The organism is Methanosarcina barkeri MS (assembly GCF_000970025.1).
Taxonomy (GTDB): domain Archaea; phylum Halobacteriota; class Methanosarcinia; order Methanosarcinales; family Methanosarcinaceae; genus Methanosarcina; species Methanosarcina barkeri.
The window spans coordinates 3,792,584-3,816,419 of sequence record NZ_CP009528.1 but is presented as its reverse complement, the minus strand read 5'-3'; the positions used below and the strand labels follow the sequence as shown (position 1 = coordinate 3,816,419).

General features: G+C 40.3%; 22 protein-coding genes and 1 tRNA gene. 7 read left to right on the top strand and 16 right to left on the bottom strand.

The genetic code is table 11. The features are described from left to right. The first annotated feature begins 46 nt into the window (after positions 1-46). The gene (gene polX / locus MSBRM_RS15445; RefSeq protein ID WP_048121673.1) at positions 47-1,801 is read left to right on the top strand and encodes a DNA polymerase/3'-5' exonuclease PolX; all 1,755 of its coding nucleotides are present in this window, start codon (positions 47-49) and stop codon (positions 1,799-1,801) included. On the opposite strand, the gene MSBRM_RS20625 is transcribed toward polX, so the two are convergent. Then, positions 1,759-2,079, bottom strand: coding sequence for a hypothetical protein (locus MSBRM_RS20625; protein ID WP_155396532.1), 321 nt, complete (start codon positions 2,077-2,079; stop codon positions 1,759-1,761). The genes polX and MSBRM_RS20625 overlap by 43 nt on opposite strands. A 255-nt stretch (positions 2,080-2,334) precedes the next feature. Between MSBRM_RS20625 and lysA the strand changes: the two genes are divergently transcribed. Next, entirely contained in the window at positions 2,335-3,597 is a 1,263-nt protein-coding gene (lysA, locus tag MSBRM_RS15435) for a diaminopimelate decarboxylase (protein ID WP_048121670.1), read from the top strand. A 207-nt stretch (positions 3,598-3,804) separates the two neighbouring features. Here the strand turns inward: lysA and MSBRM_RS15430 are convergent, their stop codons facing one another. The 7 genes from MSBRM_RS15430 to hpt form a co-directional block, all read right to left on the bottom strand. Then, the gene (locus MSBRM_RS15430; RefSeq protein ID WP_048121668.1) at positions 3,805-4,170 is read right to left on the bottom strand and encodes a hypothetical protein; all 366 of its coding nucleotides are present in this window, start codon (positions 4,168-4,170) and stop codon (positions 3,805-3,807) included. A gap of 459 nt (positions 4,171-4,629) precedes the next feature. Further along, positions 4,630-5,790: an O-phospho-L-seryl-tRNA:Cys-tRNA synthase gene (gene pscS, locus MSBRM_RS15425; RefSeq protein ID WP_048121666.1), complete on the bottom strand. Its 1,161-nt coding sequence runs from the start codon at positions 5,788-5,790 to the stop codon at positions 4,630-4,632. A gap of 382 nt (positions 5,791-6,172) precedes the next feature. After that, positions 6,173-6,451 carry a DNA-directed RNA polymerase subunit L gene (locus MSBRM_RS15420; RefSeq protein ID WP_048121664.1) on the bottom strand — a complete coding sequence of 93 codons (279 nt, stop codon included), beginning with the start codon at positions 6,449-6,451 and terminating at the stop codon, positions 6,173-6,175. Between the two features lie 79 nt (positions 6,452-6,530). Further along, positions 6,531-7,445 carry an exosome complex RNA-binding protein Csl4 gene (locus MSBRM_RS15415; RefSeq protein ID WP_230668921.1) on the bottom strand — a complete coding sequence of 305 codons (915 nt, stop codon included), beginning with the start codon at positions 7,443-7,445 and terminating at the stop codon, positions 6,531-6,533. A 344-nt stretch (positions 7,446-7,789) separates the two neighbouring features. After that, positions 7,790-8,383: an METTL5 family protein gene (locus MSBRM_RS15410; protein ID WP_048121660.1), complete on the bottom strand. Its 594-nt coding sequence runs from the start codon at positions 8,381-8,383 to the stop codon at positions 7,790-7,792. 109 nt (positions 8,384-8,492) lie between these two features. Continuing rightward, positions 8,493-9,500, bottom strand: a complete 1,008-nt coding sequence (gene dph2, locus MSBRM_RS15405) for a diphthamide biosynthesis enzyme Dph2 (protein ID WP_048121658.1) — start codon at positions 9,498-9,500, stop codon at positions 8,493-8,495. Further along, on the bottom strand, positions 9,481-10,053 hold the full coding sequence (gene hpt, locus MSBRM_RS15400) for a hypoxanthine/guanine phosphoribosyltransferase (protein ID WP_048156215.1): 573 nt from the start codon (positions 10,051-10,053) through the stop codon (positions 9,481-9,483). Before hpt ends, dph2 begins: the two co-directional genes overlap by 20 nt. Before the next feature lie 126 nt (positions 10,054-10,179). Here hpt and MSBRM_RS15395 point away from each other — a divergent pair, with 126 nt between their 5' ends. Then, on the top strand, positions 10,180-11,172 hold the full coding sequence (locus MSBRM_RS15395) for an IS701 family transposase (protein WP_048155834.1): 993 nt from the start codon (positions 10,180-10,182) through the stop codon (positions 11,170-11,172). 524 nt (positions 11,173-11,696) lie between these two features. On the opposite strand, the gene MSBRM_RS15390 is transcribed toward MSBRM_RS15395, so the two are convergent. Continuing rightward, positions 11,697-12,818, bottom strand: a complete 1,122-nt coding sequence (locus tag MSBRM_RS15390; protein ID WP_048156212.1) for an FmdE family protein — start codon at positions 12,816-12,818, stop codon at positions 11,697-11,699. Between the two features lie 402 nt (positions 12,819-13,220). Further along, positions 13,221-13,490, bottom strand: a complete 270-nt coding sequence (locus tag MSBRM_RS15385; RefSeq protein ID WP_048121652.1) for a hypothetical protein — start codon at positions 13,488-13,490, stop codon at positions 13,221-13,223. Positions 13,491-14,291: 801 nt separating this feature from the next. On the opposite strand from MSBRM_RS15385, the gene MSBRM_RS15380 reads away from it, so the two are divergent. From MSBRM_RS15380 to MSBRM_RS15365, 4 genes are all read left to right on the top strand, one after another. After that, positions 14,292-15,119 carry a ribonuclease H family protein gene (locus tag MSBRM_RS15380; RefSeq protein ID WP_048121649.1) on the top strand — a complete coding sequence of 276 codons (828 nt, stop codon included), beginning with the start codon at positions 14,292-14,294 and terminating at the stop codon, positions 15,117-15,119. A 393-nt stretch (positions 15,120-15,512) separates the two neighbouring features. Further along, a complete protein-coding gene (locus tag MSBRM_RS15375) occupies positions 15,513-15,770 on the top strand; it encodes a hypothetical protein (RefSeq protein ID WP_048121648.1) in 258 nt (85 codons plus the stop codon). 40 nt (positions 15,771-15,810) lie between these two features. Next, positions 15,811-16,452 carry a hypothetical protein gene (locus MSBRM_RS15370; protein WP_048121646.1) on the top strand — a complete coding sequence of 214 codons (642 nt, stop codon included), beginning with the start codon at positions 15,811-15,813 and terminating at the stop codon, positions 16,450-16,452. Positions 16,453-16,718: 266 nt separating this feature from the next. After that, on the top strand, positions 16,719-17,915 hold the full coding sequence (locus MSBRM_RS15365) for a pyridoxal phosphate-dependent aminotransferase (protein WP_048121645.1): 1,197 nt from the start codon (positions 16,719-16,721) through the stop codon (positions 17,913-17,915). 218 nt (positions 17,916-18,133) lie between these two features. Here the strand turns inward: MSBRM_RS15365 and MSBRM_RS15360 are convergent, their stop codons facing one another. The 6 genes from MSBRM_RS15360 to MSBRM_RS21510 all read right to left on the bottom strand — a co-directional run bounded on the left by MSBRM_RS15360 (position 18,134) and on the right by MSBRM_RS21510 (position 23,143). Next, positions 18,134-18,898: a hypothetical protein gene (locus MSBRM_RS15360; protein WP_048121643.1), complete on the bottom strand. Its 765-nt coding sequence runs from the start codon at positions 18,896-18,898 to the stop codon at positions 18,134-18,136. Positions 18,899-19,312: 414 nt separating this feature from the next. Further along, positions 19,313-19,504 (bottom strand) — tRNA-Trp (locus MSBRM_RS20620). A 175-nt stretch (positions 19,505-19,679) separates the two neighbouring features. Beyond that, the gene (locus MSBRM_RS15355; RefSeq protein ID WP_052712917.1) at positions 19,680-20,837 is read right to left on the bottom strand and encodes an ABC transporter ATP-binding protein; all 1,158 of its coding nucleotides are present in this window, start codon (positions 20,835-20,837) and stop codon (positions 19,680-19,682) included. Further along, positions 20,834-21,511: a molybdate ABC transporter permease subunit gene (modB, locus tag MSBRM_RS15350; RefSeq protein WP_048121639.1), complete on the bottom strand. Its 678-nt coding sequence runs from the start codon at positions 21,509-21,511 to the stop codon at positions 20,834-20,836. Before modB ends, MSBRM_RS15355 begins: the two co-directional genes overlap by 4 nt. A 21-nt stretch (positions 21,512-21,532) precedes the next feature. Next, the gene (gene modA / locus MSBRM_RS15345) at positions 21,533-22,390 is read right to left on the bottom strand and encodes a molybdate ABC transporter substrate-binding protein (RefSeq protein ID WP_048121638.1); all 858 of its coding nucleotides are present in this window, start codon (positions 22,388-22,390) and stop codon (positions 21,533-21,535) included. A gap of 681 nt (positions 22,391-23,071) precedes the next feature. After that, on the bottom strand, positions 23,072-23,143 hold the full coding sequence (locus MSBRM_RS21510; RefSeq protein ID WP_230629361.1) for a hypothetical protein: 72 nt from the start codon (positions 23,141-23,143) through the stop codon (positions 23,072-23,074). Positions 23,144-23,836: the final 693 nt, after the last annotated feature.

Genomic DNA, 23,836 nt, shown 5'->3' with positions numbered 1-23,836 from the left:
AAAAGAAGAAACTGGAACAGAAAATAAAAGGGGCAGGGGGTAACAATTGAGAAATCGAGAGATTGCCGAGTTATTTTATGAGGTTGCTGACATTCTTGAATACCAGCAGGTTGAATGGAAACCACGGGCTTATAGGAAAGCTGCTCAGATGATAGAAAACCTTGGGGAAGACATAGAAAAAATCTATACCAAAGACGGAAAATCTGGACTAACTAAAATTCCGGGCATAGGGGAGTCAATTGCTAATCACATTGCCGAATATCTGGAAACAGGCGAAGTGGAAAAATTTGAAAAGCTTAAAGAAAAAGCCCCTTCAGGTGCTACAGAACTAATGGAAATTCGAGGGCTTGGGGCAAAGAAAATCAAAAATCTCTCCGATGCCCTTGGTGTAAGGACACTTTCAGATCTTAAAAACGCAATCATTGCCCACAGGCTAAAGAGGCTCGAAGGATTTGGAGAAAAAAGTGAAAAGAATCTGGCAAGGGCAATTGAGCAGTATGAGAAAAGCCATGCCCGGCTAGCTCTCGGAAAAGCACTTCCACTAGCAGACGAAGTCATATCTGCTTTAAAAGCCCAGTGTGAAAGCAGAACCTCTAAAATCGATCTCTCGAAAATAATATGCACAGGTTCACTCCGCAGGTTGAAAGAGACAATTGGGGATATCGATATCCTGGCAGAAGCTGAAAAAGAAGAGGCCTTGAAAGTAATGGATTGTTTTGTCTCCCTTCCGGACGTTGAACAAGTGATCTTAAAAGGTAGCACAAAAAGCAGCGTAATTTTGAGAGAAGGGACAGCTATTGACCTTAGAGTAGTCCCACCTGAAAGTTACGGAGCAGCTCTTCAGTATTTTACGGGCTCAAAGGAGCACAATATAGAACTTAGAAACGTTGCCATCAAAAACGGTTACAAACTTTCTGAATACGGGCTGTATTTAAAAGAATCCGGTAAACAGATTGCAGGCAACAGCGAAGCAGAGATTTATGAAAAACTTGGCCTTGCCTATATCCCACCCGAACTTCGTGAAAACCGGGGAGAAATTAAAGCCGCTGCAAGAAATGCCCTGCCCAAACTGGTAGAAGCAGGCAATCTCAGGGGAGATCTCCACATGCACACCGAATACAGTGAAGGAAAAGACAGCCTAAAAACAATGATTGAAAAAGCAGAAGCTTTTGGTTATGAGTATATCGCAGTAACCGATCATTCCCGTTCCCAGAAGGTTGCAAACGGCCTGGATGTTGAGAAATTAAAAGCCCAATGGAAAGAAATCGACAAACTCTCAAAAATATTCCGGATAAAAATCCTCAAAGGATCTGAGGTCGATATCCTGAAAGATGGAAGCCTTGACTATCCTGATGAGATTCTCAAAGAACTCGATATTGTGGTAGGAGCTGTACATTCCGGTTTTGCATTCCTTGAAAGGAGAATGACTGAAAGGATTGTCACGGCTCTGGAGAACAAATACCTCGATATCCTTGCACATCCCTCAGGCAGGCTGCTTGGAAAAAGAGAGGCTTATGCCGTTAATTTTGAAAAAGTCTTTGAAGCTGCCGCTGCAAATGGAAGAGTAATGGAGATCAACAGCCAGCCTTCAAGGCTTGACCTTAATGACGAGCTTATCCTGCGTGCAAAGACCTTTGGCCTAAAGTTCTGTATATCTTCAGACAGCCATGCCGTTTCCGACCTGACTTCCATGCGGTACGGCCTCGGACAGGCGCGTCGAGGCTGGTTGGAAAAAGAAGACGTTGTAAACACCTACTCCTACTCCAGGCTTAAACAAGTTTTCAAAAAACTCAATGCATGATCGTATGTGCCGCAACCGTTGCGCCGTTTGATCACGCCGATCACGTTCTTGCTGTTGTTTTCGGTCAAGCCTTTTTTCAAAAGGGTTGTGCTGCAACCATTATGATGTTTGATCCTTTCGTTGCTAAAATTCTCGGTCAAGCCTTTTTTCAAAAGGGTTGCAGGCAAGCAGTTTTTTGAAAATGGTTGTGATAACGCTGACCACGTAGTTTTGCTGGATTTTTCAATCAACTCTTTTTCAAAAAAGTTTGCAGTTAAGCCTTTTATTAAAAAAGTCATAACTACAACGCCGCCTAATCCAAAACAAAATTTGAATAAATGATCCCTCCTGAGCGCATTTAGAAAACAGCTTTTCTTGCCTTAGTTCAGCCCTCTTGAGCGAACGAAGTGAGCGAAAAGGGCACCATCCTCCCGAGACGGGACTCGGGTGACGGAACTCGGGTGACGGAACTCGGGGTAGAAAGACTAATAAAGGAGTAAAAGTTCAAATTGATACAAAACCCCATTAAACAAAAATCGATAAAAGGTAATAATATGGTTTCAAAGGACCTTCCCTTCACCAAAGAGAAAATTCAGGAAATAATAAAAAAGTATCCCACCCCGTTTCATATCTACGATGAGAAAGCCATTCTGGAAAATGCGGAGAAAATGAAAGCAGCTTTCAGGGAGGTTCCGGGTTTTAAAGAGTTTTTTGCTGTAAAAGCCCTCCCAAACCCCTATATTCTTAAAATTCTGAGAGAAGAAGGCTTTGGTGCGGATTGCAGTTCTTTGCCGGAGTTAATTCTTGCTGAAAAAGCCGGAATTACCGGAAAAAACATAATGTTTAGCTCAAACGATACTCCTGCTGAAGAGTTCCTGAAGGCAAAAGAGCTTGGAGCATACATAAATCTTGATGACATAAGCCATATTGACTACCTTGAAAAGTATGCCGGACTTCCTGATATTGTCTGTTTCAGGTACAATCCTGGCCCTCTTAAAGAGGGAAATGCCATTATAGGAAAGCCGGAAGAGGCAAAGTACGGCTTTACGAGAGACCAGCTTTTTGAAGGCTACCGCATACTCAGGGACAGAGGAGTAAAGCGTTTTGGAATGCACACAATGGTGGCCTCGAATGAACTAAAAGCTGATTACTTTGTGGAAACCGCAAGAATTCTCTTCGAACTTATAGTTGAAATCTCAAAGGAACTCAACATAAAGTTCGAATTTGTGAACCTCGGAGGAGGCATAGGCATCCCCTACAGGCCTGAAGAAGAACCTGTTTCCTTCGAAGCCGTGGCAAAAGGTGTCAAAGAAGCTTACGAAGCCACAATCACAGCTAGCGGGCTTTATCCGCTCAAAGTTTTCCTGGAATGCGGCCGTGTAATTACAGGCCCCTATGGTTACCTGATTACCCAGGTTCGGCATCTCAAACACACCTACAAGGACTATGTCGGGATGGACTCCTGTATGGCCAACCTGATGCGGCCGGGTATTTACGGAGCCTATCACCATATAACCGTGCTCGGAAAGGAAAATGAGGCTCCTGTCCATAAGTATGACGTAACCGGCTCCCTCTGCGAAAATAATGATAAATTCGCAATTGACAGGCTTCTTCCAGAAATTGAAATAGGAGATATCCTTGCAATCCACGACACAGGTGCTCATGGCCACTCTATGGGTTTCAATTACAACGGAAAACTCCGTTCTGCCGAACTCCTTCTCAGAAAAGACGGAAGCGTTGTGCAGATCAGGAGAGCCGAGACTATTGAGGATTACTTTGCAACACTGGATTTCGAAGCCCTGAAAGATTTCAAGTAAAAAAAACTCTTCAGCAAAAACTGCAAAAATATCCAAAAAGAAAATTTGCTGAAAAACTAAAGACAGGTGAATAGCAGAGAAATTTCATTGCGAGATCTTACTGCTGCACCTAAATTACCTTTTCTTTTCCGCGAAATATATTCAGGATTTATGTGCTTGAAGTACAAAATTAAGTTTACTTAAGAGAGTGAGAATATAAGACAGAGATCACACATCAGAAAAGTCACCTTCATACTGTCTGCACTCCTGCGCACTTATCATTCCACAGTTTAAAAGACTCAGGGATTCAAATATACCTTCACCTACACTTATTCCTTTTAGAGCACATTTCTTCATCAAACGGTCGTAAAGGATTTCATTTTCGTTTTTAATAAAGTCGCACATTTCCGAAATAAATTCATCTGTTATAAGTGGTTCTTCTCTGTTTACCCAATGATCAATTGACTCGATTAGATATTGACGCATAGACTTGTTCTTTCCAATCTCCATAAGATCCATAAAAGCGCATTCATCTATGCTTAGAACCCACTTACCAAGTTTATACTTAAAAGCATCTCCACCATTGTCTTCCAAACATACTCCTCCATAATGATTAAATTCTCATAATAATTTAGAGGACTCATGCTATTTAATTCATCATGGGGCGTAAACTGCCTGGGTATTTAATTCTACACAAGAAGGGTATTATATGGAAAACCTGAGTTGAAAAAGTAAACGTACTGGACTCAGTAAACGTACTGGACTCAGTAAACGTACTGGACTCAGTAAACGTACTGGACTCAGTAAACGTACTGGACTCAGTAAACGTACTGGACTCAGTAAAAGTACCTGGACTCAGTAAAAGTACCTGGACTCAGCAGATAAATTTGGCAGATATTCCAAAAATATACATTTTTGCGCACTTTTCACATAATTTCTTCGGAATCTTGAATCTTTGAATTTATCTGCTTCAAAAAAGGGGAAAGTCATAACCAGGATCGTGCACCTGGTTTAGTCCTCCCGGACATAAAATATCAACAGGCTTAAACAGCCTTAAATATCCTCATATTTTTTCAGGATATCTTCAAAGGAGTCAGCGACAACTTCAAGTTTTTCTCTTCCAAGCCCGAAAGTACTGAGTTTGAAATATTTTGTAAGCCCGGACTTGATACCGTGAATATTGCGTGCTTTGAGATCTTTGTAGAGGAAGTATCTCCCTTTCTTGACTTTCTCGGAGATTTCATAGAAGCGTGGAGCTTCAAAGAACATAAGGTCATGAGAATGGGGTTTCTGCCCGCGCTGGATAAAGCCCATTTCCTCAAGCCTTGCCGAGAACCAGCGGGCATTTTCGACCTCCTGGTCCCAGTTCCTAACACGCTTTACCACATCCGGGAAAGATGCAATAAGGGTCATAACCGTAGCGCCCCTTGCCGTGCATCCTAAAAACTCAACTTCTTTTACCTTGTTATGTTTGGATTTCCTGAGCACGATGGGAGCGTACTCTTCGCTTACCCCGAGCACTCCGATAGGCCCTGATGCGGCCATAGATTTATGCCCGCTGCCTGCAATAAAGTCAGCACCGATTTCTTTTGCAGATACCGGCATTCTTCCTACGGCATATGCACCATTTAGAAGAAGAGGGACGTCGTATTGATGGCAGACCGACGCTATCTTTCTTGCATCGGGCAGGTTTCCATAATTTCCGTCCGGGTAAGTTACAAGTGCAAGAGCAGGCGGTTTTCCACTTTCCTTTGTAACCTCTTCGATTGCTGTGGCATACCCTTCAGGGTCAAGGTAATAATCGGGGCTGCCTGAATGAGGTACGGTTTTGATATTAAGGCCTGCTCTTTCGGCTGCAACGTAGGAAGAGTAATGGGCAAGCCCATCGAGCACAATCCAGTCACCCGGCTTTCCAATAGAATGCATGACAGCAAACTTGGACTCCCGTGCCCCATTTGTGACCCTTGCCTCATCACAGTCAAGAAACTCGGGAAGGGCCTTATGTACAAAATCATAAATTGGAGGCTTTTTTATCTGATCCAGAACCCCTCCGCAGAAATCACATACTGAATACCCGTCTCCCCACTCTACAAGAGCCTGTTTTGCAGCCTCGGTCAGACGCCCGCCTGTCTGAAGAGGGTCGATGTTTATACTGCCAAGGGTCTCTCTTTTTATAAAACCGAACTTCTGAAGGGATGAGTCGTCAAGTTTCATCTTCTTTCATACCTCAATTTATCTTTCATACTTCAATATTAGTTATAGGTTAACCTCTATTAGTTACAGGTTAGTTTCTGATTTTAAGTTACAGGTTAGTTTCTGATTTTTAAGTTGCAGATGCAGGATATACTTCTGAACTAAAATGAATCGAAATTACTCAATTCAGTTTATGCTTTTACCCTACTTCGTGTTTAAGATTTCTTGTTTAATCTGGATTACGCATCGATTCATAAAAAAGTATTCCAAAACTACCTTTAATTTTAAGATAGCAAAAGCTTGTTAATAACTATCAAGAACCCCTGCTGGAAAGATTCCGGATTTTCCGGAAAAAGAAAGCAAAACGCCTTTAACAGACGTTATGCACTATTTTTCAGATACTTCAGGCGTTTACTGCCTTGCCAAAGACATCAGTAAATTCGTCGCACTGATCTATTATTTTCGAAGCAGCGTCCTTTAAGACCTCAATAGGGTCTGTACCATCGGTTTTGATGTAAAGGATCGGGTCACTGATACTTACGTATTTCATATCATAGAAGGCAATCTCAACCCTCTGGTCTTTAATCAGAAGATCCTTAAGTATATTGAGAAGGGTATGTGTTTCGCCTTTGAGCTTGACTTCAAGCTCATTGTCTGTTTTGGAGATAATGTTCAGTTCCATTGGTGACCACCTGTAAGTGTGAGTAATATGATTTACTGGTAATTTATTGTGCAGAAACCATACCTGCAGGAGAAAGAAATTATTTTACCCCTTTCCCGTACTCGGTTGAGATTTTGCGAGTTTCGGTCATATTGCAGACGGGGCATTTAAGCTTTTTCCCTTCAAGCACAAGTTCTCCTTTGCAGTTTGAACAGTAGGCTTTTACAACTCCTAGGGAATCTTCAGCTGTTGTAAGGCGAATTCTTTCAGTGTCGAGAACTCTGGCCTTGACTATATCAAAGTGTCTGAACTCGTCTGAAAGTCTCTTAACGTAAGAGTCCCGCACGTTCGATACATGGATGTCTCCCAAACGCACATTGACAATTTCCCTGTTTTCTTTGCCTTCAATTCCTGCAACTTCCACTATTGCCCCGGATTCGCGCACATCAGTTATCTTTCCATAGACAATATCCCCTACTTTAAGAATATTCGGAGTGAGCGTGCGTGGCCTGACTGAGATTACTCTTGCTTTCCTGTCAATAATTACGGTGCCAGTAGCTGTAGAGTAAATATCTCCAGCAGACACGTTTGTTCCTTCCCCAGGCTTGAACTCTTCAGTCGTTCCCACAAGCTCTCCAGGAAGCACAAAACCTCCTTTTTCAAGCTCTTCTTCAGGAGTCTCGGTTTCGTGGGGAGCTCCGGGTTCAGGCATATTCGATCTTTCCCTGGAGCCTTTTTTCTGGTAAGGGAATCTTCTTTTCTTGCCCTGGTCTCCTCTGAACTGGTCCTTTGACTGAGCCCTGGACTTACCTTTAAACTGATCTCTGGGGCGTCCCCTGAAGTGATCTCTTGATTGGCTCTTATATTCTCTGGGCTGCTCTCTTGGTTGATTTTTAACCTGTTCCCTTGGGGTTTTAAACTGATCTCTCGATCGGCCTTTGAACTGGTCTCTGCTTTCGGAAGCAATTTGAGTTACATTTTCAGCAACCGGCTTTCCTTCACTCGGGCCAGTCAATTTTTTTCTCGTAGTTTTACTTTTTCTAATTCTAATCATGATCCCTCATTTGGACTAGCGTTAGTAGTCGATATAAATCGTAATCACAGTAACTATCAATAACATGGAGTGCTGGCAACCATTCAATTGGATACTGGCACATTTAATTGACAGATAATCAATCTCAATAGAGTAGATATGTTATCATATTCCTATTATCTGCCACTTATGCCCTTATTGACGCACCATATAGCTTGTAATACACAGGCATACTTATTATAAGCAGTGTAATAGCTCGCTTTTTGAGGTGAAGTCCTGCACCGATGCTATAAAATCTGATGCCTTAAACGGTGCTTGCGTCTGTATTATCCTGAGACCTTAATCCTATAGATTTCGACCTCAATAACCTCTCGTTCTTTTTTATGAAAATCAAAGGTGCGTTTTATAGGGAATTTCGCAACGTAGGAGTGTGTAATGACTGCAGGCTTAATGAACTTTTGGATAAAAGCAAGGCTTCCGCGGTTGTGAATTGAATATATCACTTCACTTGTTCTTAATGCTGACGAAAGAAAAGGCCGGTCTCTGCCTTTCACTCTTGCTCCGAAAGGAGGGTTCATAACCGTGGTTTTTACGCATTCTTTTATGTCGGCAACATCTGATAATACGAACTCGATTCCTACTCCAAGTTTTCGAGCATTTTTTCTTGCGGTCTCAAGTGCTTTTGGATCCGTATCATAACCTATAACTTTTTTGGCTCCCAGAAGCTTTGCTCCGATTGCAAGGATTCCAGTACCACAGCCCAGATCCTGTACCGAATCATCAAGATCTCCCTGCATGTAAGCAAAGTGAAGAATTTCCGCAGCTAAAAGAGGAGGTGTCTGGTACTGCTCCAGCTCAAGTTCAGGACTGGAAAAGTCTTCCAACTCTTCCAGGAGTATCTCAAGTTTTCTCTGTTTCATTTCATCTACTTAAATTTTCGATTTGCATAATTTCAATCCTTTATTTATATATTTTAGCTTAATATTTAGACCTGAATTTATTACCTAGACATAACCAACATTTAAAAAGTTATATTGGCTCCTCGGTAATCTCATCAAGTACAAGTTTTTCCCATTCCCTCTCTCCAAGCACTATCTCAAATTCCTGAGGCGTAAGCATTGGGGAAGGAAAACGCCCAACTTCATCGATTGCAAGCCTTGGGCAGGCAGTATTCACGAAAGCGTCTACTTTGAATTGAAGAAGTTGATCCGGAGTGACAAGATCAATCAGGATAAGGTGTGCCGCTTTTCCGTGCTTTCTGGCAAGCGCTTTCAACGAGAAAGCCAGCTCCATTCTTTCCTGCCCGTTTTTGCTCGATATAATTATCCCGAAAACCTTGGCATCCAGTGATTTTGCAATTACCGCGCTCCGCTGGCGGAGGATTCTTGAAGGGTCCACCTCGCGAACTTCTCCGGAAAATGGATCGGCTGCAAGGACCCTTTTTTTTGTGGAAAGAGCTACACCTAAAGGATGGAAATCTCCACTTCCAATATATAAATATTCATCACATACTTCGTTCCTTGCTGTAGAAAAATTGCAGCCAAGTACCTGGCCCGGATATGCTAGCCTGGAGTCTCCTTTCCCGATTACGCAGGTCTTTCCATTTGCCTCCAGGACATCACAGGCTTCAGGGAGCTTGTGTACATGCTGGACAGTAGTAATCAGTCCTATAACCTGCCCCTTAAGTTCAGAGACAGCCTTTTCAACAACCGGCCGGATGTCAACTGCAGAACGCGTTTCTATGAAATAGACCCTTTCGGAAAATTTCGTATCCTCCAGCTCGGCATGCCCGAAGTGGAAAAGAATATCAACCTGCTCAAGTAAAGTTTTATCCAGGTCGCATGCCCCAAAACATGGGTCTCCAGATATGATAATCTCAGCCCCGGTGGCTTCTTCAACTTTTTTTGCGAGCTCCGGACCTTTTCTTTTGAGCCCTTCAGGAAACTGGAAACCTACGATTTTTGCACCAAGCTTATTTATCACACTGATAATATAGTCAGGCCTTAAGTCAAAAGCGTCACTCGTTCCCAAAGACATTCTTAATCTCCACACCTTTCTCGCTCACGTCGATCGTAACGAGAATCTTGGGTTCAACCCCGAGCTCCTTTAATTGCAAATAACCGTTCCCTCGTCCGATAACGGAAATTACGTCCAGAATCTCTACACCCATAGTCTTCAGGGCTTTTACGAGTGCCATCAGCGTTCCGCCGGTACTGATGACGTCGTCTACAATAATTACTCTGTCCCCTTTTTTGAGTCCATTTATATAAAGAGCTCCTTTCGAGTACCCTGTTCTCTGAGAAAGTTCCACTTCTCCTTCAAGAAAATAAGGCCGCTTTCGAACAATGGTCAAAGGAATTCCTGTTTTCATAGAAAGGGCATTTGCCACAGGAATACCCATGGCTTCTATTGTAAGAATAGTATCGACTTTTTTAATGTCGGTAATCTGAAGAATATATTCGGCGATCTCTTCAACCATATGGGGGTCTATGGACGGTACACCATCAGATATCGGATGGATAAAGTAGTTGTATTCTCCTCGCTTGATCATAGGAGAATTAATGAGTGAGGTTTTCAGTTTTTCAAGCATGGTATTAACTCTTTTTTGGCTGTTGGGATATATCTATAATAGGACTTACGCAGTTAAAATGCCGAAAACTTGATATCTTTATAAATATACTTATGGCTTAGTGTTTCTCTAAAAACGTACGGAGTTATGGACATAAATCCACCTAAGTGTACCGACATTGACTACATTAATTTTCTCATTGCGGCTTCTAACGTTTTTAGCTGTACTGAAGCTGCTAGATGTTATCCAGACATAGCTAATGCTCCTTCTCATGATGCTTTTACTCGTTGCCTTCAAAGGCAACCTCCAGACACGGAAGCACTATGGGAGGAAGTAAAAAGTTATGTCAAGCTTAAGGGAGGATACCTAATTGTTGATGATTCAACATTAGATAAACCATACGCAGAAGAAATTGCTTTTGTTCGTCGTATGTGGAGTGGAAAACATCATCGTACTGTAAAGGGAATAGGCCTGGTTACCTTAGTTTGGACTGACGGTACAACCGTTATACCTATCGATTTTCGAATTTATAACATCGATGTAGACGACAAAACAAAGAATGACCATTTCCGTGATATGCTTGACAAGGCCGAAGAACGTGGTTTTAATCCCAAATTCGTTTTATTTGATACATGGTATGCAAGTGTGAAAAACCTTAAAGCCATTAGACAGAAAGAGTGGCATTTCCTTACAAGATTGAAAAATAATCGTTTGGTAAATCCTGACAACAAGGGAAATGTGCCACTTGAAACAGTAGATATTCCTCCAAAAGGACGTGTGGTTCACCTCAAAGCATATGGATTTGTAAAGGTGTTTAGGATAGTTTCAAAAAATGGAGACACGCAACACTGGGTTACAGATGTGCAAGAGATGGATGAAGCAAAACGTGAAGATTTGGCAAAGAAGTCATGGAAAATTGAGGAATATCATAGGGGAATAAAACAGTTCTGTGGTGTCGAAAAATGTCAGGCAAGAAAGGAAGAATCACAAAGAGCACATATAATGTTCTCATTAAGAGCTTTTCTTAGACTGGAATTACAAAGAATCAAAAGTGGAATATCCTGGTTTGAAAGTGCTATGAAAATTAGAAGAGTGGCAGTGACAGAATACTTAAGGAATCCCCAATACACGTTAAATTAATTCAAATATTTGAAAGTTTGGAAAAAACAATATGCTAGGAGCCAACTGCGTAACTCCTATATAAGTAAATAATTAGTTATTAATAAGGAATCCTATCCTGATAATAAAGAATCCTATCCTGATAATAAAGAATCCTATCCTGATAATAAGGAATCCTATCCTGATATAAGGAATCCTATTCTGATAATGAAGAATTCTGTGTTATTAATCAGAATTCCGTTTGGTATGAAAGTTCTTTCAAGTACTTTCATTTCTTTGTGCCTGTATTAGAAGAATTTCATGTGCGTTTAGGTAATAAATAATTCTATAACTCTACCCTATAACCTAAATGCATAACAGTCAAAAACTCGAAGATTGGAACATGCCAGAAAGATAGTAAACGGATTTCAGGAAAAATGTCCGAACAACAAAAAATAAAAAAGGAAGAGAAAGAGGAAGGTATGAGGATTACTGGAATCCTCAAACATACCTGATTAAACTTTTTGTGGGTTTAAATCATTTAGTTTATTGCCTATTTCACTAGCTTAGTTTTCCGAGGGCTGAGTACTCTCTGTGGAATTAAGAAGCCCAAGAACCACATAAGGATTATTATCTGCCAGCTTCATTTCGCTCAGGGTATCGGCATCGATATCCATTACTGAAATTACTGAAACAAGTCCTTCTGTGTCCCAATTTTCCTTATCCATAAGCCAGAGATCAGCTAAATATTTCGAGACCCATCCCGGATCAGTGTCTTTTGCACCACAGTTCGCATTGACAACGTCAAAGTCAAATCCGAGGACTACTGCTTTCATAGTTCCGGCATTTTTATCCTTTACCACGAAGATGCCTGCAGGAGAACCTCCAAGAGCTTCTGTTTCGTCATCCGTTAATGCTGAGACCCAGATACCTCCTGTTCCCGGAGTCACATCCCAGCGCTTTACGAAAACATCGTCTTTGCACCAGTTAGGGCAGGAGAAAACCGTGTAACTCACGCCTTCTTTAAGCGGATAGTTTTCTTCCATCCAGTTTGCAAGCACGTAACCGCTGGAAACTCCTGGACAGAAATGATTGTGCAGTTCTAGGCACTGCATAAGCTCATAGTCGAGCTTTCCGGTAGCCCAAGCATTAGCTATTGTAAGAACAGCAAACTCGTGTCCGTTAAATACCGAATTGTTTACCTTTTCACTCCATGCATCTCTCGATTCATTGGTTTTCGAAAGCTTATCAAAGTTTATGTTTTCAGTTACCTTGTAACTAATATTACTTTCGTTTCCGTAAGAGACCTCGATATAAGTACATTTCCCGCTGCATTTATTGAAAAATGCAAACCATAGGGGACTATTTCTTGAGTTCTCGACAGTGAGGAGATTTTTTGTGTACAGAAGATTCCTGTTATTAAACTCTGAGTAGAAATCATCCAGGAAAACATAAGACTCTGCAGGAGAGCCTATATCCGTAATAATAAGTGTGTTTTGTGGTCCAACAGCTCCGAGATCTGTTTCGGCTGCAGCAAAGACCTGACCCATTAAATTCGAGTTACAGTGACAACCTTCAGCTGCCATTCCTGGAACAGATCCAAGGGACAAAACAAGGGCTGTCAGGAAAACAAGATAAATGAATTTTGGGCTTATTCTCCTTAGATTTGTTATACCTGATTTTATCATGCTTTTTTTCTCCAAATTTATTAAATTAATGTCTTCATAATCTGGCCATAAAAATAGCACTTGACAGAAAATATTATTTAATGGGTAATACAAAATATATGTATAGTATTTTTTAGTGTTACTTATAATACTAAAAATAATACATAAAACTTTCGAATTTTGTTAACGTTGAATATAATCTGCAAAATATATACCAAGAGTAATTAATGATAAAAAATTAACAAGATGTAGTATTGAAAAGAAGTTTAAAGAGAACAAATATAAAAAAATAGTAAAAGAAAAAATTAGTAAAAATTAGGTATTATATTAAAAATAAAAAATAGTGATAAATTAATAAATGTGTATCCTCTTCATATTTGAGTGGAAATTCCTTAATTTCCATTCTATGAGCTTTTTTTCTGATTAGTTGAGCCAGAGATGCATCTCAAATGTACTGTCGACTCTATCACATATGTACTGATATGCACTTATCCCCAGTTTCTTTGCTGTCATGATAGTTGCAATTGCACAGGCTTCAAGGAACCTTCTTCCTAGTAGTTTTATATCCACTACGCAAAAAAATACAATCCATTTTTCGACGCATTTTTCGACACATCTTTCGATGTATTCCCTCGTCGTTGAATATGTTGTTTTTACAAGAAGAAAGCTTTTCCATCCAGATTTTGGAAACATTAAACGTTTTCATCAGATCAAATGCTTCAGCATTAATTTTGGCTCTAAAACATTAGCAACATGGTTAAGAGTGATTATCAGAAATTTGATTCCATGACCAAATTTACCCTTTATACTACCTGGAAGTTCACCTGGATACGTTTTATGTTCTGAAATAGAATAAAATCTCTATCCTGTAGTTTGTGTTCAAAGGCTTTATGAATATATCTTGAACTATTACATCCCTATAACCTTTAGGATACGCATCTCCGGGTAAAATGGATCTATCAACTTTACATATCTCAACTTGATGAATCTCTATTTTGTCCAGTTTAAATTTAGGTTCTTTTCTCTATGATGTTTTCGATTTTGTCTTTTTTTTCAGAAGAAATATTTTCATTCTTTTTAGAACTAAGAATCTTAGGTTTGGCTTTTTCACCTTTGAGTAAGTTGATTTCATCTCGAAGCTTCTGGGTCTTTGTCTTGAGGAATTCAACCTCTTCATTCTGTTTTTTTCACTTTAAAATATGATAAGGGAAAATGGAACAACTATTCTATTTGTTTGGTAGTTGAAACTCCATTAAATTTGAAGAGGATACGTTTCTTTCTACTTTCCTGGTTTTTCTTCCAGCTTATCTTCCATTTACCCTGATTTTTTATTTTACTTATAAGTTATATATTTCTAATATCATATTTTATCAATAGCCATAATTATTAATTTGCCATCTTGTAGCCCATCTTGTAAGATTACTGTTTATACATTTGGCCTACGTTTTAATCCAGTTTGCAATGAAATCTTCTACTGAACAGGTGAAAATAAGTATGTTTGAGGTTTACTGTGATTCTTCCTTTAATGAAGGCGAAGACTCTTATATTGGTTGTACTGTGCTCCGGGACGGCAAGCAGATCCACCAGTCTACAACAAAGGTCCCCGGTGCCCCTAAAAATAATCTTGACTGTGAACTTAAGGCCCTTTCTTTCGCTGTAACTCTTTCTAAAATTTTTTCAGAAAGCGATAGGGACATTACCATTTATAATGATTCTACTGAGGCCGTAAAAGTTTTCCAGAAGGAAAAGCCGGAAATCGAAAAGAAATTTCCGGATCTCAGCATTAATTTTGAATATATTCCACGCGAAAAGGTAAATCAGGCAATTGCAGACAGTTTATCTAAAAAATTTCCGGTATTTTTCCTGAATATCCCCACCTGTGAAGTGGTGTCTTTTTCCCGGAGAGAAGACATTCTTTCCGATATTGCTCAAAATGGGCGTAATATCTTTTATCTGGAGAAAGTCAACGAGAAATCCACGAATAAAAAGACCTGCTACAGGTTGATTATCCGTACAATGGATAAAATCCTCTCGAATGACCGGTTTTATCTAATTAAAAAAGGAGGTCCGGGCACGCAGGTAAAAGTCGCAGAAGAAATAAGGAAAGACTTGTCTGACCCGCGTTTTCTCTCTTCGCTGGAAGCAAAAGGTGTTAGGCTTGAAAACTCCTACTTCCTGCTCACGGACGAAACCTGGGGGCTTCGGGGCACGGACAATCAGACCTGCTCTATTCTTCCGGGCTCAATTCCCCACAGGATCATCTGTGACGAAGTGGACCGCTCTCCTGAAAACCTTTTCAGAAGAGCTGAACGCTTAAAGTAACTATTTCGACTTGAGCCGCAACTGTTGAACCGCAACCGTTGAACCGCAACCGTTGCGCCGGTTGATCACGCCTATAGGGTTTGGGGATAAAGTTATCAAACTTAAACGTTGCTAGGTTTTTTCGCTCAAGCCTTTTTTCAAAAGGCTTGCAAGCAATTTGTTTAACGGCTTGTGAAAAGGGTTGTAGTACCTAATATATATCTTCTGAAGGCGAGAAAACCCTTCCTCGGTAGATCCGTTTTTCCGGATCGGACAGGGAGGGATGGGAGCCGTCAAGTTCCTTGCCTTCTTTTGTTATTGATTCTGCATGGCTATTTCTACTTTACCGTCTAATTATATATGCTACTGACACCACTACCAAAATGCGAAAACCAAGATGAGGAGTTGGAGAACATGGTAGCTATTTTGAAAATACCCAAAGGGATTGGGAAATTCAAGCTACGGAAAGGTAGAAGCTATACGCATCTCAAGTATATCATGCTCATATCTCACTTTGACATTTCTTCACCTGCGGAACGCGGGGTAGAGCCTCTGGACTCGCTCTCGGTAGAGAGGGGAATGAAGGAAAGGAACATTAGGTATTTCTTTTTGGGCCTAATGACCTTCGGGAAGCTTCTCACTCAGATGATCTGGCGAAGCCGGATCAGATAGGGAAAGGTAGTTCACGAGTAGTCACTATATACTATATGGGGTGCGAGTTACGGTAGAAGATCCTGAAAATAAGATATGGCATACTGTTCCCGATGTTCAGCGGGAAGCAGAAAAAGAATCTGAAGGAAATTCCAAAGAATCGAAAAAACTCGGTAAAGAAGAGGTTCAGTATGCTGGGGTTCCGGCCGGTGAAGGCTGTATGTCCTGTCTTGAGATGCCTGAAGAGCAACGTAAAAACTTCATCCTGGAGATACAGCAGATGGCAGAAAAAATACTCAAGGTCCATGGTGTTATCAATGAAGTTTCTGATCTTTTGAAGGGCGAATGGTTCCTTAAGCTTCAGAAATCCGGGTTTGAGAATAAACTGGTTCTTGCAAAATACGGGGAAGAGGTTTCCATAGGGTTTTTTATTTACTCTGAAGATGTACCGGTTCCAGATCCAAACCTTGTCTTGCTCTCACGGGATGGGTTCTGGTATCCCCAGAGAATAGAGGAAAAGCTTGAGGAAACGGTTTCTTCCTTTTTTGCAGGGGCATATGGAGACTATGACTTCCTTAATATTATTCCTGAAAATCTTGAAAAGTTCCAGGTTTTCCAGCGAGATTTTGCGAAAATACTTGAAAGCCAGGGCTGGAGTGATCTGGATGTAAAAGTTCTCGAAAAAATCATGCCAAGAAATTAAGCTATTTTATAAACTGTTTTCGGTCTTATAAACTGATTTCATACCAGGAACTAATTTTTTTCTCTGTTTTCTCCAGTGTTATCTTTTTCCATTTCAGGCTTCTCAGGATTCGACTTTTTTATTTATATTTTCTCAGTTCTGATTTTGTTTTTTCCCATAGAATATTTAAATCTTGAAAGCATACGCAGTTTCAGATATAACATCAACAGTGTTACTTGCTTTTATTTCAGCTCCTCTCACAATAATTGATTTTCAGAAGGTCTTCTATGTTTTCAATAAATTCCGAATGCATCTTATCAAAAAAATCTGAAGATATCCCTCCTTTCTATGTGATGGAAGTGCTGGAAAGTGCCCAGGCTCTGGAAGCTGAGGGAAGACACATAATCCACCTTGAGGTAGGAGAGCCTGATTTCCCTACAGCTCCCCATATCTGTGAAGCTGCCTGTGCTGCCATTCGCCGGGGCGCCACAAAATACACTCACAGTCAGGGACTTCCTTCGCTCAGAGAGGCAATCGTCGAATCCTACCAGCAGAAGTTCGGAGTCAAACTGAGTCCGGACCAGATTATTGTAACATCCGGCACAAGTCCGGCTCTTTTGATTGTGTTTATGGCTCTGCTTGAGAAAAGGGACGAAGTTATAATGTCAAACCCCCATTATGCCTGCTATCCTAACTTCGTGAAATACCTGGGTGGAACTCCTGTTTTTGTTTACACAAGCGAGGCAAACGGGTTTGCCCTGGAACCGAAAACCGTAAGGCAGTGCCTGAGCCCGAATACTAAAGCCATCCTGATTAATAGTCCTTCAAATCCTGGAGGGCATGTCATGTCTCCGGAAAACTTACAGGGTCTTGCCAAGATCGCGGATGAAAAAAGAATTCCTATTGTTTCGGACGAGATATACCAGGGTTTGATTTATGGCGGTGACGATCATACTATTCTGGAATACACAAAGAACGCCTTTGTCCTTAATGGCTTTTCCAAATTATATGCTATGACCGGCTGGAGGCTCGGCTATATTATCTGTCCTCCTGAATGCGTCCGTGCAATTCAGAAAATTCACCAGAACTTTTTCATCTGCGCCAATTCCTTTGTCCAGGAGGCAGGAATCGCAGCCCTTAAAGGTCCGCAGGATCACGTCGACGAGATGGTTTGTACTTACAACAAACGTCGCCAGTACATGTTGAAAAGGCTTATCGGAATGGGTCTTGAAGTCCGCAAAGAGCCGATGGGAGCCTTTTATGTCCTTGCCGACGCTCGCAGGTACGGTAGCGACTCTCTGGAACTGAGCCGCCGTATTCTTAACGAAGCAGGCGTTGCAGTTACACCCGGAATCGATTTCGGAAACGGGGCAGAAGGTTATCTGCGGTTCTCCTATGCCAACAGCATCGATAATATAAAGGAAGGTATGGATAGGTTGGAAGCTTTTTTGGAAAAAGAGCTTGAAGGATTAGAAATTCTATAACTGAGTTCGGTTAGTTATTTAAATGTGTTAATTATTTAACCAGGTTGATTATTTATTTAAGTTAGTTATTTACCTAAGTTAATTACTTACCTAAGTCAATTATTTAATTAGGTTCATTATTTGGTTAGGTTAATGATTAAGTTTAGAGCGTATCTTAGATCAATCTTCTCTTCATTTTTTCTAACTTTCTAACCAATTTTTCTTTTCTCATGTTGTTTTTAAAATCCGGAAAGACTGCTTTGAAGCTTACCGTTTTTTTCCGGGCAGAAAAGCCCTGTTATCATCCAGGTCCCATACGTGAAATGCGTTCCCATGATGAAGTAAAGTTCCTTTTCTTTCATGAGGTTCGAGAAATACTCTTCTATTTTTCTTTCTATGGCTGCCGGTTCCTGTTCCTCTCTTATAATGTTCCGTACGGTTTCATTGAATTCCCAGTCGAGCAGGATTATTTTATGCCCCCTGCAGGCCTCTTCTACCTTACACATGAAGAAAAACTTTATCTCGACAGGCACTCGGGCGGATTTTTCCCCTTTTTCCAGAAAATCTCCTATGAGGTTAAAATACTGCTGCCGGTCATAAACTTCAGTGCTGTTAACCTTTATCTCTAAATCCAGGATTTCAGGCTTTACTACTCCAAGGCTTGCTCCTTCGAGATTCAGCTTTTCAATAGATGTTACGAGCGGCAGGACAAGCTCTTTTATTTCTCTTTCTTTAAGGGGCTTTTCCAGGTTTATATGACTGAGGACTTTCCTGCTTTCCCACCTGACATCGTGCTCAGGTTTAGTAACCGTGACCTCAAGCAGGTCATTCTTTCGAAAATCAACCAATCCTTCCCCGTATCTGAATCCCAGGGGGTAGAGCCTGAGCAGTTCTCCATGTTTATTGATGCCGATAACTCCAACGGCATGTCCGTCCCCATCTTTTTTACTTTTTTCAGGAGTGGCTCTGACAAGGACAGCTATTTCTTCTTTTTCGCGTCTCAAAATAAGAACCTCACTTGCTGTTGAGCAGGTTTTTGTAAGTTTGAGCAGGTAGAAGAAGATTGACTTGCAGAGTATTAATTTTTGGGGAGCTATGTAAAGTATTACTTCTTAAAACTCTCCTCTTCTTGAAGTATAAAAATGTTAGATCCTTGAGCGCCGAATTAGTGTTTATTAGCATTTAAGTGTTAAGTGAATCAGTACAAAAATGAGTGTTAAGTGAATCAGTACAAAATGGAGTGCTAAAATAATTAGTACAAAATGGAGTGCTAAAATAATTAGTACAAGAGGAACAGTAATAAATCAGCACAAACATGAACACTAAAATGAATAAGCGTAAAAGGAAACACTAAAAAATGTGTATGGAGAAGAATTTTAAAAGAATATGTATAAAGAAGTAAAATTAAAGAAAAAACGTGGGGCTGGTGAGATTCGAACTCACGATCGACGGGTATCTCCGAACAACTGCTTATACAGTTTTCTGGTGAGCATCTATCAGTGCTCCAACGGTTCCTCATTATCTTACCCCGTCGGGAAAGACTCAGTATACCCGTTGTTCATCATTTATCCGCTGGAGCCCATCGCCATGCCGGGCTAGGCCACAGCCCCTTTACAAGGATACCCAAATATCTTTCCTCTATTAAATACTTAACGGCAAGAAATCATGTTTTTCTGGAAATAAGAGTTTAATTTTAAGAAATTGAATGTAAATGTCTTGCTCAAAATAGAATATGTTAGAATAGATGTGTTATTTTCCAGTTTTAATCTACGTGTTAATTTCGAGTTATAAGCTACGGAATGCCACCACTTTACTCGTTTCCAGTTTAACTAGGCATAAACCACCTGCATAAAGCTTCATGGAATCAACAAACTGTGCAGGAACTTCTGCAATCAGAGTTTTGTTTTGTCTGACAAGCTTAAATGTGATTCGTTTTTTTGGTCCTTTATTGATGATACTATTGACATGCGCAGAATAGATGTTTTCACTCTGATTTTCAGGACCAGAATCCGGTGAAAGAAGAGTTATGTTCTCGGGATATATTCCCCAGGAAACTTTATCTCCAGGTTTGAGGTTTTGAGATTTTACTTTTATTCTCATATCCCCACTTTTTAATATTATATTTTTTGATTCTTCATCATACCTTTCTACTTTAGCTTCATCAAAAATGTTTGATAAACCTGTGAGGTCTGCTACATGCCGGTTTTCAGGGTGATATAAGATTTCTTCCGGGGTTCCGAACTGCTGTGCATTCCCCTCATATAAGATAAGAATTCTATCAGCCAGCAGGAAAGCTTCTTCAAAGTTGTGGGTAATGAATAGCAATGGTATTCCGATCTTGTTTTGCAGATTTTTTATTCTTTCGGCAAGTTTGGTTCTTATTCCCATATCAAGTGCGGAAAAGGGTTCATCCAGAAGCAGAATCCCTGGTTTGGGGGCAAGAGCCCTTGCCAGAGCAACTCTCTGCTTCTGCCCACCTGATAACTGCGAAGGGTAACGGTTTTCCAGTTCCTCAATATGGATAAGATTCAGCATTTCTGCAACCCTCACTTCCTTGTCCTCTTTTTCCCAGCCTTTGAGGCCGCATTCTATGTTTTTTCTAACATTCATGTGAGGAAAGAGGGTATAGTTCTGAAAAACATAGCCAAGATTGCGTTTCTGGATGGGCAGGTTAATTTTCTGGTTTTTGTCGTAGTAAACTTTACTTCCCACAGTTATTTTTCCATCATCAGGTTCCGTGATACCTGAAATACATTTGAACAACGTGGTCTTTCCTGATCCTGAAGGCCCAAAAAGTACGACAAGTTCGTTTCCCATCTCAAAGCTGATATCTAACGTAAAAGCTTTCTTAGTACTTGTAAAAGCTTTCTTAGTACTTTTTTTTCCATTGATTTCAGCTTCTTTATACTGTTTTTTAAGGTCAACTTTTATGCCCAATCTCATACCTCAAGTTTTTCTACGAATCTGCCGGTCAGTGCAATGGTCAGCAAGGACATAAAGACCAGGATCAACACAAGCAGATTGGCAAGTTCGTTATTGCCTGCCTGAAATGCGCTGTATATTGAAATCGACATTGTGTTCGTTTTTCCCGGGATATTTCCTGCCAGCATGAGGGTTGCCCCGAATTCTCCAATAGCCCTGGCAAAACTGAGTATCAGTCCTGCCAGTATTCCCTTTTTTGCAAGAGGAAGTGTTATTTGCAGAACAGTCTCAAATTCACTTTTTCCAAGGATATAGGCAGCGTACTCTATTTCCCTGTCTACTCCTTCAATGGCAGCTTTCGCGGTATGTACCATGAGGGGAAGGGAAACAGTATACGCCGCAATAACTGCTGCCTGCCAGGTAAACATGACCCCGGTTCCCAGAACATTGAAAATCGTCTGCCCAAGAACCCCATTTCTTCCCACCAGGATCACAAGAAGGTAACCAATTACAGTGGGAGGGAGGACAAGGGGAAGGGTCACGAATAGTTCCGCAAGCCATTTTCCCCTAAAATCACGCCTTGCAAACACGTAAGCTATGGTTACGCCACTGCAAAGTACAAGAATAGACGATATGGCGGCTACCCAGAGCGTAAGGGATAAAGGAAACCATATCTTGTCCATCATGTAGATCATTTTTTGTTTTTAACTTATTTTTTATTCGGATTCTGGAGTAAATCCGTATTTTTCCAGTATTTTCTGTCCTTCTTCTCCAGTTACGAAATCCACGAATTCCTGTGCCTCTTCTTTGTTATCGGAATCAGAAACCACAGCTATAGGATAACTGATAGAAGTATTTACAGGGACAGTAGCAACGATATTTATAGTTCCGGGGTCTGCGGTCTTTGCATCGGTCATATACACAAAGCCTGCATCTACTTCTCCTCTTTCCACATATGTAAGTACTTGTTTGACATCTTCGGCAAGTATAGTCTTATCTTTTAACTGGTCCCAGAGGCCTGCTTCGGTCAATGCCTGAGTTGTATATTTGCCTACAGGGGCAGTTTCTGGATTTCCAATGCTGATTTTTCCCACATCTGAGGCTGTCAGGTCTTTTATTCCAGTTATATTGAGGTTGCTGTTTGCAGGGACTATGAGCACAAGGGAATTCTCAGCAAAGTCTTCCCTTGTACTGTTGTCGATAAGGGTCTCATTGGCAAGTATGTCCATGTGGTTCTGGTTAGCCGAAGCAAAAACATCAACTGGAGCTCCTCCTTCAATCTGCTGACGTAGACTCCCTGACCCTGCAAAATTTAAATTCACATCTGTGCCAGGGTTTTCGGTTTCAAACTGGGATTCCATATCCGTAAAGGCTTCGGTAAGGCTGGCAGCTGCAGATACTGTTATAGCGTCAGGGTTCTGCCCAGAAACCGAAGTTTCATTTGCGACTGGGGCACCCGTTTCATTTGCGACTGGAGTGCTCGTTTCGTTTGTAGCTTCATTTCCATTACCAGTACATCCTATTGCAAGGAATACGCCTAATACTACTAGCAGAACTATCAGTTCTTTTCTCACGATTACACCTACTCAAAATATTATTATAATTAAGTACTTACGCGGTTGAACTCAGAATCGAGAACAATGAACTCTCGGTAGTATAATCACTTTTTTGTTTTTCTCCATATTCATTTATTCAAAACCGGTAAAGTTGATGTAATAAAATTTACTCTATTTATTATAGGTTTATTTATTTCAACTTAACAATTTTTTGGCTAATTTCTCTTATTGCATGAAGATAAGTTATGATTTATTTTTATAAAAAAGCTTCAATCACTTAAGTCATATATAAAATAAATGCATATGAATCAATCTATTATTTTTAGGAGTTTATTTATACTGATGCTCAATAATCAAATTTTTCGCGTGATATTCTGCATTATGAAGTTAAGTATCCAGAACATGATGATACATGTAAAACTTTTTTTAAATATATTGAGCCAGATCCAGGTTACGCAGATGTATGTAGACGTACGTAGGTGTGCACAGACATTCCAGACATGCATAGACATTCCAGACATTCCAGACATTCCAGACATGCACAGACATGCACAGGTATGTATAACTATAATACTTTTTTATCTCTTTTTAAACGAGTGTTGATGTTACCAGGTAGCTTTTTTGCACTTCTGCGGAATGCGAAATTAATTGTTTTTGACTATACTTTCTCATCATCAATTGATGATGAAAAATAAGCAGTTAGTCTGTGGCTATCGTCACACCTGAGGCCTTGAATGCTGCGTAGACCTCACTTCCTACTTTTAAGTTCAGACTTTCAGCTGATGTTTTTGTGATAATGAAAGTGATTTTCTGTTCCTCCTGGTAATTCTATTACGATTTCAGAGTTTACCATTTCGGGGATAATGCTTTTGACCTTACCTTCTAAGACGTTGCGTGCGCTTAGTTTCATATTTGATCCTCTATTTAAGACGGAAGTTATATTCCTATTAACTACTATATAACCATATCTACATATGAACCTTATGAACTTAATAAGGTCAGTTTTTTATCTATTGTCAACTTCTGAATGGGAACATAAAATTTCCGCTCAAAACAGTGAAGCGCCGATATATTTATATCTGAGTTACAAATTTATTTCTCAATACAAATTCTTTATATTAATCGTATGAATTTGAAATAGAATGTAGTTTACTGGTAACAAATGTAGGTCTGGAAATCTACTAACTGGTAAATAACAGCAAAAAATCTGAACATGGTTTTTTTCTATTGGGATCTGGAAAGGTATGTTCTCTCCTGAATTCCCCCACCCGTCTTCCAGAATGCAGGGAAAAGGCATATTCCTGAAAACCTGTTGACATTGAAGTACTAGTTCATAAAAATGGTACAGTGCTGTGAAATTATTGTTCACTGTTCATTAGCATGAAAACGAACTGCTGTGCAGTGTACAGAACAATGTTGAGAGGTAAGTTAAATGAAAGACGAGATGTTGCTGTCGATTTTTTC

Coding starts and splice junctions, on each gene's coding strand:
- MSBRM_RS20625 (WP_155396532.1), bottom strand. CDS start 2,079: ATGACTTTTTTAATAAAAGGCTTAACTGCAAACTTTTTTGAAAAAGAG.
- lysA (WP_048121670.1), top strand. CDS start 2,335: ATGGTTTCAAAGGACCTTCCCTTCACCAAAGAGAAAATTCAGGAAATA.
- pscS (WP_048121666.1), bottom strand. CDS start 5,790: ATGAAACTTGACGACTCATCCCTTCAGAAGTTCGGTTTTATAAAAAGA.
- MSBRM_RS15420 (WP_048121664.1), bottom strand. CDS start 6,451: ATGGAACTGAACATTATCTCCAAAACAGACAATGAGCTTGAAGTCAAG.
- MSBRM_RS15410 (WP_048121660.1), bottom strand. CDS start 8,383: ATGAAACAGAGAAAACTTGAGATACTCCTGGAAGAGTTGGAAGACTTT.
- dph2 (WP_048121658.1), bottom strand. CDS start 9,500: ATGTCTTTGGGAACGAGTGACGCTTTTGACTTAAGGCCTGACTATATT.
- hpt (WP_048156215.1), bottom strand. CDS start 10,053: ATGCTTGAAAAACTGAAAACCTCACTCATTAATTCTCCTATGATCAAG.
- MSBRM_RS15395 (WP_048155834.1), top strand. CDS start 10,180: ATGGACATAAATCCACCTAAGTGTACCGACATTGACTACATTAATTTT.
- MSBRM_RS15390 (WP_048156212.1), bottom strand. CDS start 12,818: ATGATAAAATCAGGTATAACAAATCTAAGGAGAATAAGCCCAAAATTC.
- MSBRM_RS15385 (WP_048121652.1), bottom strand. CDS start 13,490: ATGTTTCCAAAATCTGGATGGAAAAGCTTTCTTCTTGTAAAAACAACA.
- MSBRM_RS15380 (WP_048121649.1), top strand. CDS start 14,292: ATGTTTGAGGTTTACTGTGATTCTTCCTTTAATGAAGGCGAAGACTCT.
- MSBRM_RS15375 (WP_048121648.1), top strand. CDS start 15,513: ATGGTAGCTATTTTGAAAATACCCAAAGGGATTGGGAAATTCAAGCTA.
- MSBRM_RS15365 (WP_048121645.1), top strand. CDS start 16,719: ATGTTTTCAATAAATTCCGAATGCATCTTATCAAAAAAATCTGAAGAT.
- MSBRM_RS15355 (WP_052712917.1), bottom strand. CDS start 20,837: ATGAGATTGGGCATAAAAGTTGACCTTAAAAAACAGTATAAAGAAGCT.
- modB (WP_048121639.1), bottom strand. CDS start 21,511: ATGATCTACATGATGGACAAGATATGGTTTCCTTTATCCCTTACGCTC.